The organism is Paracandidimonas lactea (assembly GCF_021653995.1).
GTDB classification, from domain to species: Bacteria; Pseudomonadota; Gammaproteobacteria; order Burkholderiales; family Burkholderiaceae_B; genus Allopusillimonas; species Allopusillimonas lactea.
Genome location: NZ_JAJJOZ010000004.1, coordinates 20,277 through 32,094, shown reverse-complemented (window position 1 = coordinate 32,094; position 11,818 = coordinate 20,277). Strand labels below are relative to the sequence as shown.

The 11,818-nt window shown below is 62.1% G+C and carries 13 protein-coding genes; 12 read left to right on the top strand and 1 reads right to left on the bottom strand.

The window, feature by feature from the left end:
* Positions 1-10: 10 nt before the first annotated feature.
* The gene (gene hpnC, locus LOL23_RS09095) at positions 11-853 is read right to left on the bottom strand and encodes a squalene synthase HpnC (RefSeq protein ID WP_160979935.1); all 843 of its coding nucleotides are present in this window, start codon (positions 851-853) and stop codon (positions 11-13) included.
* A 59-nt stretch (positions 854-912) separates the two neighbouring features.
* Between hpnC and alr the strand changes: the two genes are divergently transcribed.
* From alr to phoU, 12 genes are all read left to right on the top strand, one after another.
* On the top strand, positions 913-2,079 hold the full coding sequence (gene alr, locus LOL23_RS09090) for an alanine racemase (protein WP_160979937.1): 1,167 nt from the start codon (positions 913-915) through the stop codon (positions 2,077-2,079).
* Complete coding sequence (locus LOL23_RS09085) at positions 2,076-2,792, top strand: SDR family oxidoreductase (RefSeq protein ID WP_160979939.1); 717 nt, start codon at positions 2,076-2,078, stop codon at positions 2,790-2,792. Before alr ends, LOL23_RS09085 begins: the two co-directional genes overlap by 4 nt.
* Before the next feature lie 14 nt (positions 2,793-2,806).
* Positions 2,807-4,174: a DNA repair protein RadA gene (gene radA / locus LOL23_RS09080; RefSeq protein ID WP_160979941.1), complete on the top strand. Its 1,368-nt coding sequence runs from the start codon at positions 2,807-2,809 to the stop codon at positions 4,172-4,174.
* A 6-nt stretch (positions 4,175-4,180) separates the two neighbouring features.
* Positions 4,181-4,954 carry a sulfite exporter TauE/SafE family protein gene (locus LOL23_RS09075; RefSeq protein WP_160980037.1) on the top strand — a complete coding sequence of 258 codons (774 nt, stop codon included), beginning with the start codon at positions 4,181-4,183 and terminating at the stop codon, positions 4,952-4,954.
* A 2-nt stretch (positions 4,955-4,956) separates the two neighbouring features.
* The gene (locus LOL23_RS09070) at positions 4,957-5,691 is read left to right on the top strand and encodes a 3-deoxy-D-manno-octulosonic acid kinase (RefSeq protein WP_160979943.1); all 735 of its coding nucleotides are present in this window, start codon (positions 4,957-4,959) and stop codon (positions 5,689-5,691) included.
* A gap of 127 nt (positions 5,692-5,818) precedes the next feature.
* Positions 5,819-6,919 carry a polyamine ABC transporter substrate-binding protein gene (locus LOL23_RS09065; protein ID WP_439652081.1) on the top strand — a complete coding sequence of 367 codons (1,101 nt, stop codon included), beginning with the start codon at positions 5,819-5,821 and terminating at the stop codon, positions 6,917-6,919.
* A gap of 5 nt (positions 6,920-6,924) precedes the next feature.
* Complete coding sequence (locus tag LOL23_RS09060) at positions 6,925-8,055, top strand: ABC transporter ATP-binding protein (protein WP_160979945.1); 1,131 nt, start codon at positions 6,925-6,927, stop codon at positions 8,053-8,055.
* A complete protein-coding gene (locus LOL23_RS09055; protein WP_160979947.1) occupies positions 8,052-8,969 on the top strand; it encodes an ABC transporter permease subunit in 918 nt (305 codons plus the stop codon). The genes LOL23_RS09060 and LOL23_RS09055 overlap by 4 nt, the downstream gene beginning before the upstream one ends.
* Positions 8,966-9,778 (top strand): ABC transporter permease subunit, encoded by an 813-nt coding sequence (locus tag LOL23_RS09050; RefSeq protein ID WP_160979949.1) that lies wholly within the window; start codon positions 8,966-8,968, stop codon positions 9,776-9,778. The genes LOL23_RS09055 and LOL23_RS09050 overlap by 4 nt, the downstream gene beginning before the upstream one ends.
* Before the next feature lie 13 nt (positions 9,779-9,791).
* Entirely contained in the window at positions 9,792-10,148 is a 357-nt protein-coding gene (locus LOL23_RS09045; protein ID WP_160979951.1) for a Spx/MgsR family RNA polymerase-binding regulatory protein, read from the top strand.
* A 13-nt stretch (positions 10,149-10,161) separates the two neighbouring features.
* Positions 10,162-10,845: a ribose-5-phosphate isomerase RpiA gene (gene rpiA, locus LOL23_RS09040; RefSeq protein WP_160979953.1), complete on the top strand. Its 684-nt coding sequence runs from the start codon at positions 10,162-10,164 to the stop codon at positions 10,843-10,845.
* Between the two features lie 128 nt (positions 10,846-10,973).
* Positions 10,974-11,699 (top strand): phosphate signaling complex protein PhoU, encoded by a 726-nt coding sequence (phoU, locus tag LOL23_RS09035; RefSeq protein ID WP_160979955.1) that lies wholly within the window; start codon positions 10,974-10,976, stop codon positions 11,697-11,699.
* The last annotated feature ends 119 nt before the right edge of the window (positions 11,700-11,818 follow it).

Sequence of the window (11,818 nt, the reverse complement as noted above, 5' to 3'; positions counted from 1 at the left end):
CGGTGCGCCGTCAATGCAAGGCGCGCCAGAGCAGCAGCGCCCAGTCTTTCTTGGCCAGCACGGGGCGTTGCCGAAATACGTCATAGTGTAATTGGTCGAGGCGTTCAAGGATACGCAATCCCCCGAGCACCACCAGGCGCAATTCGAACCCGATGCGCCCAGGCAGTCGGCGCGCGAGCGGTTGGCCGCGCAAAAGCAGGCTGCGCGCCTGTTGCACCTGCTCGCGCATCAAGGCCTGCCAGGCCGCGTGCGAGGTAACAGAGCCGCCTCCGGCGCGATTGGCGACATAGGCGACGCTGACGCCGTGGCGCTCCAGCGCCTGGCGTGGGATGTACATCCGCCCCTTGTGCCAATCCAACGCAACATCTTGCCAGAAATTAGCCAGTTGCAAGCCTGTGCAGATTGCATCGGACTGGGCCAGGTTGCCGGGCGTGGCGGCGCCGTAGAGGTGCAGCATGAGACGCCCGACTGGGTTGGCGGAGCGACGGCAATAGTCGAACAGCTCAGTATCGGTTTCGTAGTGTGTGACGCGGGTATCTTGGTCGAATGCGGATAGCAGGTCGAAGAACGGCGCCAGCGGCAGCGTGTGCCGTCTGATCGTGTCGGCGAGCGGCACAAAAACCGGTGCGCGCGGGTCATCAGGCGGCAGTGCCAGCCCGCCCGCCTCAATCTGCGCCAACGCCTCGCGGTAGCCTGCCAGTGCGGCCTGGCGCACGCCGGCGGGCGCATCGCCTTCGTCGGCAATGTCGTCGGCAGTGCGGGCGTAACGGTAAATATCCCGCACCGCCGTACGCAAGCGGCGCGGCAGCAGCAGACTGGCAACGGGGAAGTTTTCGTAATGGTCGACGGACATGGCGGCGAGTATAAGGCAGCCGCATGCGTTAGACTTCTGTTTCTTCGATTGGAGAAATCATGCCACGCCCGATTACAGCGACGGTCAGCCTGCCGGCGCTGAGCCATAATCTTGCAACCGTCACCCGTGGGTTGTTGCCCGCCGGGGCGCCCGCAGGGGCGCCTCGCCCCGCCGTGTGGGCGGTTATCAAAGCCAATGCTTATGGCCACGGCATTAAAAACGCCGTGCAGGCTTTCAGCCAGGCCGATGGCTTGGCCATGCTCGATCTCGACGAAGCGGTGCGCTGCCGCGAAAGCGGCTGGCGCAAACCGCTGTTGCTGCTCGAAGGTTTCTTCGAGCCCGCAGACATCCCCGTGCTGCGTGAATACGGCCTGCATACCGCCGTGCATTGCACTGAACAGCTCGATATGCTCGAGGCGGCAAGGCGTGACGGCCCCGCGTTGGATGTTTTCGTCAAGCTCGATACCGGCATGAGTCGCCTTGGATTCGCGCCTTCGCAATACCGTGCGGCCTTCGCCCGGGCGCAGGCGCTGCAGCAGGCGGGGGTACTCGGCACCGTCGGTAAAATGACACACTTTGCGCGGGCGGATGACGACCCCTCTGTCACGCATGCACAGGTGGCCCTGTTCAACGAAATCACCCAAGGCCTGCCCGGCCCGGCCAGCGTTTGCAACTCTGCAGGCAGTCTCACTGCGGGGTTGTGGTCCACGGTGCAGGGCGGTGAGGCGCATTGGGTCCGGCCCGGCATTTGTCTGTACGGGGCGTCTCCCTTCGCCGACAGGCCCGCGCGCAGCCTGGGGCTGCGGCCAGCCATGACATTCACCTCGCGCCTGATCAGTGTGCGCGAGGTGCCATCGGGCGCGGGCGTGGGCTATGGGCACCTGTTTCATTGCGACCGCTCCATGCGCATCGGCGTGGTGGCTTGCGGGTATGCCGACGGCTATCCGCGCCATGCGGTCACGGGCGCGCCCATTACGGTCGACGGGGTGCGCACGCGCGTGTTGGGCCGTGTATCCATGGATATGCTGGTGGCCGACCTCACGCCCGTACCGGGTGCGGGTGTTGGCGCGCCTGTAGTGTTGTGGGGCGAAGGCGGGCCGTCTGTCGACGAGGTCGCGCAAGCCGCGGGCACCATCGGCTACGAGCTGTTGTGCGCGGTGGCGCCGCGCGTGGGCCGGTCGGTCGTTCCTTTGGTAGGGCAGGGGGCAAATACGGAGCAATCATGAAAGACAAGTGCGTAGTAATCACCGGCGCAACCAAAGGCATCGGCTGGGCCATCAGCCGCCAGTTGGCCGACCTTGGCTGCCATGTCGTCGGCCTTGCACGCAACACGCAAGACATCGACTTTCCGGGCTATCTGTATTCCTGCGATCTGGCCAATGCCGGCGAAACCGAGGAGGTCCTGCGGGTGATACGCGAGAAGTATCCGGTGGATGGGGTCGTCAATAATGTCGGGGCCATCAAACCCGAGCCCTTGGGCGAGGTCGACCTGGCATCCCTGTACCAGGTTCTCGACTTGAACGTGCGCGTGGCCGTCCAGGTTACCCAAACTTTCGTTGCCTCCATGAAGGCTCGCAAAGAAGGGCGCATCATCAATATTTGCAGCAGGGTGACGCATGGTGCGATCAACCGCACCAGCTATTCGGCCGCCAAGAGCGCCCTGATCGGCTGCACGCGCACCTGGGCACTCGAGCTGGCTCCCTATGGCATCACGGTCAACGCCATTTCGCCAGGGCCAGTTGAAACAGAACTGTTCCGGGCCAATCATCCTGCAGGCAGCGATGCCGAAAAAACCGCGCTGGCCTCCATCCCGATGGGCCGCTTCGGCACGCCGGCCGATGTGGCGGCGGCGGTCACCTTTCTGCTCGGTGATTCCGCCGGCTTCATCACCGGCCAAGTGCTGGGGGTAGATGGCGGCGGCAGTCTGGCCGGGCGCTGACGTTACACTCGCGCATGGCCAAAGCAAAACCGAAAACCCTGTTCGTATGTTCCGAATGCGGGGGCGACAGCCCCAAATGGGCAGGCAAATGCCCGCATTGCGGTGCGTGGAACACCATGCAAGAAGCGCCCGACGCAGGTGCGCAGCAGCATCGCTATGCACCGCTGGCGGCATCCAGCTCGGTACGCAGCCTGTCCGACATCGAGGCGCGCGAGTTGCCGCGCCAACCCACCGGCATTGCCGAATTCGACCGTGTGCTGGGCGGCGGCCTGGTGACAGGCGCGGTGGTGCTGATCGGGGGTGATCCGGGCATAGGAAAATCTACGCTGCTGCTGCAGGCGCTGGTATCACTGTCGCATGTTGCCAAGGTGCTGTACGTTACGGGCGAAGAATCCGCCGAACAGGTGGCGCTGCGTGCGCATCGCCTCGAGCTGGCTTCCAGCGATGTCAGCCTGTTGGCTGAAATTCGCCTCGAAGCCATCACGGCCACGCTGGCCGAGCAGAAACCCGCCGTGGCGGTCATCGATTCCATCCAGACGCTGTACTCCAGCGAACTGACCGCCGCGCCGGGCTCCGTGTCCCAGGTGCGCGAATGCGCGGCCCAGCTCACCCGCGTTGCAAAACAGACGGGCACCGCCATTGTGCTGATCGGCCACGTGACCAAAGACGGCGCACTGGCAGGCCCGCGCGTGCTCGAGCATATCGTCGACACGGTCCTGTATTTCGAGGGTGATACTCACTCATCGTTCCGGCTCGTGCGTGCGTTCAAGAACCGTTTCGGCGCAGTGAACGAACTCGGGGTCTTCGCCATGACCGACCGCGGGCTGCGCGGTGTCAGCAATCCGTCAGCGTTGTTCCTGTCGCAGCACGCGCAAAACGTCCCGGGGTCCTGCGTCATGGCAACGCAAGAAGGCACGCGGCCACTGCTGGTCGAGGTGCAGGCACTGGTCGACAGCGCCAACGCGCCCAATCCGCGGCGCCTCACCGTGGGCCTGGAAAGCACCCGCCTGGCCATGCTGCTGGCGGTGCTGCATCGCCACGCCGGCGTGGTCACGTACGACCAGGATGTGTTTGTCAACGCCGTCGGTGGCGTCAAGATCACCGAGCCGGCCGCTGATTTGCCGGTGCTGCTGGCCATCGTTTCGTCTTTGTCCAACAAGCCTTTGCCGCGCGGCCTGGTGGCGTTTGGCGAGGTCGGGCTGGCGGGCGAAATCCGCCCCGCACCGCGCGGGCAGGAGCGTCTGCGCGAGGCTGCCAAGCTGGGCTTCAGTATTGCGCTCATTCCCAAGGCCAATGCACCGCGCCAGCCCATCGAGGGCTTGCAGATAGTCGCGGTGGATCGCATCGATGCCGCGCTTGCGAAGGTGAAGGAGCTTGGCTGACTCATGATGTGGTATATCGTGGCGGCGGGCGCGTTGGCAGCGGGCGGGGCAATTGGGTTTGCCGGCGGGGTGTTGGGTATTGGGGGCGGCTTGCTGGCCATCCCCTTGTTGGGTCTGGTGCTGGGCATGGACCAGCAGATGGCGCAGGGCACAGCCTTGGTCATGGTGGTGCCCGCGGTGCTGCTTACCTTGCGCAAATACAATCAGAACTCGCCTATCGATTTCAAATCGGCGGGTGCGGGCGCAGCGGGGGCCGTCGGCTTCACCTGGGTGGGCGCCAGGCTGGCGTTGGGCATGGATTCGGGCTTGTTGCGGATCATCTATGCACTGTTTGTGCTGGCCATCGCTCTGTTCTATTTTCACCAGGCATACCGGGGGGCTCACGCCCGCCGGCCGCAGGCGCCGCGACGGCAGCCGCAAGAGTTTCATAAGGGCTGGTTCGCCTTGTTGGGCGTGGTCTGCGGATTGGCGGGTGGTATTTTCGGTGTGGGCGGCTCCGTGCTGGTGGTGCCCCTCATGACGACCGCCATGCAACTGAGCCAGACGGGGGCGCAGGCTATTGCATTGTCCATGGTGATACCGGGGTCTATCGTGGCACTGTTTACCTACACCGCCCACGGCCAGGCGGACTGGCTGGTGGGTGTGCCGCTGGCAATGGGCAGCCTGCTGTTCGTGCCCTATGGCGTTCGGCTGGCCTACGCCTTGCCAGAGCCGCGCCTGAAACTGATGTTTGCTTGCATGCTTGTGGTTATCATGGGCCTGTTGCTCCTGAAAGTATGACCATGTCCGCATTGTCCGACCACGCCGCACCGATACGCGAGCTCCCTCTGCCGGGCGCTGGCGCCATGCGCTTTGACGCCAGTGTCATCACCGAGCCGGGTGGCTGGCTGTTCGACGCGGCCGATGCCAGGCTGGCTGCGCAGCCAGTAGCAGAGGGTGGCCGGCGGGCGGCCTGGTTTGTATCCGGCGACTTCGGCCAGGCGGTGCTGCGGCGCTACCGGCGCGGTGGCATGATGGCGCGGCTCAGCAACGACCGCTACGTCTGGGGCGGGCAGGGAAGCACTCGTTCATTTCTCGAGTTCGACGTGCTGCTTTATTTGTATCGACGTGGCCTGGCGGTGCCGCGCCCGCTTGCGGCGGCATACTGGCGGCAGGGCCTCACTTATCGCGCAGCAATATTGGTGCAGCGGCTGGCCGGCACGGCCCCGCTGGCGCGATGCCTGGGCAGCGCGTCCCCGGCCGAGGTGGCGATGGCCGTTTTCGCAATACATGAAGCGGGTGTCTGGCATGCCGACCTGAACGCCTACAATATTCTGCTTGATCAGCAAGGCAAGGTATGGCTTATTGATTTCGACAAGGGCAGTGTGCGGTCGATGCTCTCCGCCGAGCGCCGTCAAGGCAATTTGCTGCGTCTGCGCCGTTCGCTGGCCAAGGTGGCCGGCGCGCAAGGGGTTGCCTGGTGGGAGGCGCTCAACCACGCTTATGCCCAACTCGGCAAGGCAAAGCCGTTGCCCTGAGGCGGGTTCCGCCGTCGGCCGCCCGTGCCCGAGATTCCGCCTAAAACGGCAAAGTGCAACACCTGCGCCGGAAAAGGCTTTATGATCTCGCCTTTTGGGTTTTTTGCACCGTCCGGGGAGGCTGGCAATGACATACGCTGTGATGAAAACTCTGCTCGCAAGCGCCTTGACGGCGGCGGCGATCGCGCCGGCTGCGGCGCAGGACAAAGTCGTCAATGTATACAATTGGGCCGAATACACCGCGCCCGACACGATTTCGGGCTTCGAGAAAGCCACGGGCATCAAGGTGCGCTACGACGTTTACGATAGCAACGACACCTTGCAGGCCAAGCTGCTTACCGGAAAATCCGGGTACGACGTGGTGGTGCCTTCCACGCACTATGCAGCACGCCAGATCGAAGGCGGGTTGTTCCAGAAGCTGGACAAGTCCAAACTTCCCAATCTCAAGTATCTGGACAAGAGCCTGATGGACATCGTTGCCGAAGTCGATCCCGGCAACCAGTATCTTGTGCCGTGGGGCTACGGTACCAATGGCCTTGGCTACAACGTCACCAAGGTGCGCGAAATCATGGGCGCCGACGCCAAGCTGGGCAGTTGGGACATGCTGTTCAAGCCTGAAAATGCCGAGAAGCTCAAAGCCTGCGGTATTTCGATTCTCGATGAGGCGGCGCAAGTCTTCCCCGCGGTGCTGCACTACCTGGGCAAGGATCCCAATAGCGGCAACCCCGACGACTACAAGGCCGCGCTGGAGCTGCTCAAGTCCATCCGTCCCTATGTGCGCCAATTCAGTTCGTCGGGCTATATCGATGAGCTTGCCGCCGGCGATCTGTGCATGGTCTACGGCTTTTCAGGCGATGTCATGATTGCCGCAAGTCGCGCCAAGCAGGCCGGCAAGTCCTACACGATCGACTACTACATTCCCGAGGGCGGCGCCCCGATCTGGTTCGATACCATGGCCATTCCTAAAGATGCGGCCAACGTCGATGAGGCTCATGCCTTCATCAACTACATTGAGACCCCCGAGGTGCATGCGGCTATCACCAACACCATGTTCTACCCTAACGCCAACAAAGAGGCGCGCAAACATGTGGTCAAAGAGGTGGCGGACAATCCGATGATCTATCCGTCCGAGGCCGTTGCCAAAACGCTTTACGTTATCAAACCCCAGTCCCTGCGTCTGCAGCGCCTGCAGACGCGCATGTGGGCTGAGCTCAAGTCGGGCCGCTAGCCGCTATGTCTGATACTCGTTCTGTCTCTGTTCCCTGGTCGGGCGATGCGGATGAGTTCGTCCGCATTGAGGATGTCGTCAAGATCTTTGGCGACACCGTCGCCGTGCGGTCTGTCAATCTATCCGTGCGCCGGCACGAAATCTTCGCGCTGTTGGGCAGTTCGGGCTGCGGCAAATCCACATTGCTGCGCATGCTGGCGGGCTTCGAGGAGGCCACGTCGGGCCGTATCTTTCTCGACAACGAAGACATCACCAGCCTGCCGCCCTACAAGCGGCCGGTCAACATGATGTTCCAGTCCTACGCGTTGTTTCCCCACATGTCGGTGGAAGCCAACGTTGCGTTCGGCCTCAAACAGGAAGGGGTACCCGCCAACGAAATCCACGAGCGCGTGTTTGAAGCGCTGGATCTGGTGCAATTGGCGGGCTATGCGCGCCGCAAGCCGCATCAGTTGTCGGGCGGCCAGCAGCAGCGTGTCGCGTTGGCGCGCAGCCTGGTCAAGCGCCCGAAGCTGTTGTTGCTCGATGAACCCATGTCGGCGCTGGACAAGCAGATCCGCCAGGCAACACAAATAGAACTGGTCAAGATTCTCGAACAGGTCGGGGTAACCTGCATTATGGTGACGCACGATCAGGAAGAAGCCATGACCATGGCCGATCGTCTGGCCGTCATGACAGATGGGCAGATCGTGCAGTGCGGCACGCCGCACGATGTCTATGCGTTTCCAAATTCGCGGTTCGTGGCCGGCTTTATCGGGTCTACCAATCTGTTCACCGGTGTCATCACGGTCGATGAGCCCGATCACGTTCTGATCGAAAGCCCCGAGCTCACACGCCCGCTGTACGTCAACCACGGCGTGAGCGAGCCCCTGGGCATGGACATCCACGTGTCGGTGCGGCCCGAAAACATACGGGTGCTGCGCCACGCCCCCGACACTGAATCCAATTGGGGGCACGGCATGGTCACGCACGTGGCCTGGATGGGGGCCTATGCGCGCTACCAGGTGCGGCTGGATGCCGGCCAGAACGTGGAGGCGCATGTGCCGAGCCAGTTGCTGGCCCAGGCCGACGCGCCTGGTGTGGATGAAGAGGTGTACCTGGCTTGGTCCAGCGACAGCGCAACGGTATTGTCGTCATGAAGAAGCCCGACTGGCACTTGCCGCGGGGGCGGCGCTGGCTCGCCATCGCGGGGCCCTACGCTTGGTTGTCGCTGTTCCTGTTGGTGCCTTTCCTGCTGGTGCTCAAGATCAGCTTTGCCGATCTGCAGTTCGGGGTTCCGCCCTACACACCGTTGGCGGCGCTCAAAGACGAAGTGCTCACCATTGCATTGAGCCTGCGCGGATATGCGCTGCTCTTCACCGACAGCCTGTATATCGCCACCTATCTCAATTCTGTGAAGATGGCACTGATCAGCACGGCCTGTTGCGTGCTGATCGGCTATCCCATGGCCTATTACATTGCGCGTTCGAGCCCCTCTGTGCGCAATGTACTGTTGCTGGGCGTAATCCTGCCATTCTGGACATCGCTGCTGCTGCGGGTTTATGCCTGGGTGGGTATTTTGCGCAACGACGGGCTGCTCAACAACCTGCTGCTGTGGCTGGGCGTGATCGATACGCCGCTTGAAATCTATCGTACCGACCTGGCGGTTTACATCGGCCTGGTCTATGCCTATCTGCCGTTTTTCATCCTGCCCTTATACGCCAATCTGGTCAAGCTGGATGTGCGGCTGCTCGAGGCTGCTTACGATCTCGGCGCGCGGCCTTGGCGCGCATTTCTCACGATCACGTTGCCTCTGTCTATGCCGGGCGTAGTGGCGGGTGCCATGCTGGTGTTCATCCCCACGGTGGGCGAATACGTCATTCCCGAGATGCTGGGAGGTGCCGATACCCTGATGATGGGTCGCGTTATGTGGAACGAGTTCTTCAACAATGCCGACTGGCCCATGGCGGCTGCCGTAACGGTGGTGATGGTCGGTTTACTGTTGATCCCGTTGGTCTTGTTCCAGTACAACCAGGTGCGGCAGATCGAAAGCCGCGCACGAGGTGAGCGATGACGCGTCCGCATCCCGTATGGCGCGCACTGGCGCTTGGGTTGGGTTTTGCCTTCCTTTATTTGCCAATTCTGTCGCTGATGGTGTTTTCCTTCAACGATTCGGCCATGGTCACTTCATGGAGCGGTTTCTCGTTGCGCTGGTACGTGTCGCTGTTCAATGACAGCGCTTTGCTCAGTGCGGCCAGGCTCTCGCTGTTGATTGCGGCGCTCACTGCGACGGCCGCAGTCGCCATCGGGACTTGGGCGGGCTACGTATTGGCGCGCATGGGTCGTTTTCGCGGCTTTGGTCTTTATATCGGCATGTTGAGCGCGCCGCTGGTCATGCCGGAAGTCGTGCTGGGCATTTCGCTGCTGCTGATGTTCGTTGAAATACGCGATATTCTCGGCTGGCCGGCGGGCAATGGCGTTTTCACAATCTGGGTAGGGCACACGACGCTCTGCATGGCGTATGTGGCGGTGATTATCCAGTCGCGTATACGCGATCTCGATCGCTCGCTCGAAGAGGCGGCGCTCGACCTGGGCGCCACGCCGCTCAAGGTATTTTTCGTGATTACGCTGCCCTTGATCTTTCCGGCATTGATGGCCGCCTGGCTGCTCGCCTTCACGTTATCGCTCGATGACGTCGTCATCGCGTCGTTTCTGTCAGGGCCGGGCTACACCACACTGCCACTCGAGGTGTTTTCGCGGGTGCGCCTGGGGCTCAAGCCCGAGATCAATGCCCTGGCAACCTTGTTCATCCTTGCGGTGGGCATCTGCGTGATCGTGGCGAACCGCATCCAGATCCGCCGTGCCGCCAGGGTCTCTGAATAACAGGAGTTTATCCATGCAAGGTGTTCAGCTTTACGGGCTGGAAAAATGCGACACTTGTGTCAAGGCGCGGGCATGGCTCGCGAACCACGGCGTGAAGGCGGTGTTCGTCGATTACCGCAACCATCCAGTGCCGCCCGCTACGCTCACGCAATGGGCGCAGGCACTGGGCGGCTGGGAAAAGCTCGTCAATCGGGCCTCGATGACTTGGCGCAATCTGCCCGAATCGCGTAAAGCGCCCGGTTCGGCGCAAGACTGGCTGGCGCTCATTGCCGAGTTTCCCGCGCTGGTGCGCCGGCCCGTCGCCGTGGATGCCGAGGGCAGTGTGAGTGTGGGCTTTTCCGACAAGAAGTACACTGAGCGCTTCATCTGAACCGCCAACTATCATGCTTGATCAATCACAGCTCAAACGCAATGCGGCCGACGCTGCCGTCGAATATATTCTCCCCATGCTGGCGCCCGGCGTCATTATTGGGGTTGGCACCGGGTCCACGGTCGATCTATTCATTGATGCGCTGGCCGTACACAAGGGGCGCTTTCTGGGCGCGGTGTCCAGTTCCGAGCGCAGCGCCGAGCGCCTGCGGGGCCACGGCATCGATGTCTTCGATCTGAACGAGGTCGATAGCATGCCCGTCTATGTCGACGGGGCCGATGAGGTCGATGCCGCGCTCAACATGATCAAAGGCGGTGGCGGCGCACTGACCCGCGAGAAAATCGTTGCCTCGGTAGCGGAGCGCTTTGTATGCATCGTCGATGAGTCCAAGGTGGTGCGGCAATTGGGCCGCTTCCCGCTGCCGATCGAGGTCATCCCCATGGCGCGCGAAGCCGTTGCCCGCCGTCTTGCCGGCTTGGGCGGCCAGCCTGCACTGCGTACAGGCTTCATTACCGACAACGGCTGCGAAATCCTTGACGTGTCGGGCCTGGATATTCACGACCCCGACGTCATGGAAAGCCGCATCAACAACATCCCTGGCGTTGTCAGTTGCGGTCTGTTCGCTCTGTCGGGCGCCAATATCGCGCTGGTGTCGGGCCAATCAGGCGTGCGGCGCATGGTGCCTGCCGGCGCGTGATGCCGGTCATCATCATGTCATAAATTTGTTATATGCTTGCGTATTGATATTGCCGGGTCGATCGAGGTGCGCATTGTGCCGCGCATCGCGCTTGGCCGCACACATATAATTGCTGTACAGAGGCCACCATGACTGAGCACACCAACAAGCAGTTTCATTCCGATCTCGAAACCACGCGCTCACTGTTTCTGCAGATGGGCGGGCTGGTGGAGTCCATGGTCAGGGAGGGTATGGATGCCCTGGCAAGCGGTGATCTCAGCCTGGTCGAAACGGTTCGCGAACGCGAAAAAGAAGTCAATCGCCTTGAGGTCGAAATCGATGAGCGTATTGGCCTGCTGATCGCCCGCAATCAGCCTACGGCGGGCGATCTGCGCCTGTTGCTGTCGGTATCCAAGATGCTCACCGACATGGAGCGCTGCGGCGATGAGGCCGAGAAAATCGCCAAAATGGCGCGCCGTCTGCATGAAAGCAACGAGCGCTACGAGCCAGTCGTCGAACTGCGCCACATGGCCACATGCGTCGCGGGCATGATCCACGATGCGCTTGACGCCTTTGCCCGCATGGACCCAATCCACGCGGCAACCGTCGTGCGCAACGACAAGGAAGTCGACCGCGAATGGAAGGGGTCGCTGCGTCACATCATCACCTACATGATTGAAGATCCGCGCACCATTTCGCGCTCGATTGATCTCATCTTCATCGCGCGCGCCCTTGAGCGCATCGGCGACCACGCCAAGAATATGGCCGAACGGGTCATTTACATGGTGCACGGCGACGATGTCCGCCACACCGGCGTCAAAGCCACCGAGCGTGTCGCCCGCGGCGAGTCAGCCGACGAAGACGACAAGGCCTGAGAAGCGGCAGGCACAAGCGCGCTGGCGCTGGCTACCTGCGCCGCCTTACCGCCGCAGAACGGCTCCGCACTCGCGTGGCACACGCGGTTGATGGGCGATAAAAAGGGGGCATGCCCCCT

Coding starts and splice junctions, on each gene's coding strand:
- hpnC (WP_160979935.1), bottom strand. CDS start 853: ATGTCCGTCGACCATTACGAAAACTTCCCCGTTGCCAGTCTGCTGCTG.
- alr (WP_160979937.1), top strand. CDS start 913: ATGCCACGCCCGATTACAGCGACGGTCAGCCTGCCGGCGCTGAGCCAT.
- LOL23_RS09085 (WP_160979939.1), top strand. CDS start 2,076: ATGAAAGACAAGTGCGTAGTAATCACCGGCGCAACCAAAGGCATCGGC.
- radA (WP_160979941.1), top strand. CDS start 2,807: ATGGCCAAAGCAAAACCGAAAACCCTGTTCGTATGTTCCGAATGCGGG.
- LOL23_RS09075 (WP_160980037.1), top strand. CDS start 4,181: ATGTGGTATATCGTGGCGGCGGGCGCGTTGGCAGCGGGCGGGGCAATT.
- LOL23_RS09070 (WP_160979943.1), top strand. CDS start 4,957: ATGTCCGCATTGTCCGACCACGCCGCACCGATACGCGAGCTCCCTCTG.
- LOL23_RS09065 (WP_439652081.1), top strand. CDS start 5,819: ATGACATACGCTGTGATGAAAACTCTGCTCGCAAGCGCCTTGACGGCG.
- LOL23_RS09060 (WP_160979945.1), top strand. CDS start 6,925: ATGTCTGATACTCGTTCTGTCTCTGTTCCCTGGTCGGGCGATGCGGAT.
- LOL23_RS09055 (WP_160979947.1), top strand. CDS start 8,052: ATGAAGAAGCCCGACTGGCACTTGCCGCGGGGGCGGCGCTGGCTCGCC.
- LOL23_RS09050 (WP_160979949.1), top strand. CDS start 8,966: ATGACGCGTCCGCATCCCGTATGGCGCGCACTGGCGCTTGGGTTGGGT.
- LOL23_RS09045 (WP_160979951.1), top strand. CDS start 9,792: ATGCAAGGTGTTCAGCTTTACGGGCTGGAAAAATGCGACACTTGTGTC.
- rpiA (WP_160979953.1), top strand. CDS start 10,162: ATGCTTGATCAATCACAGCTCAAACGCAATGCGGCCGACGCTGCCGTC.
- phoU (WP_160979955.1), top strand. CDS start 10,974: ATGACTGAGCACACCAACAAGCAGTTTCATTCCGATCTCGAAACCACG.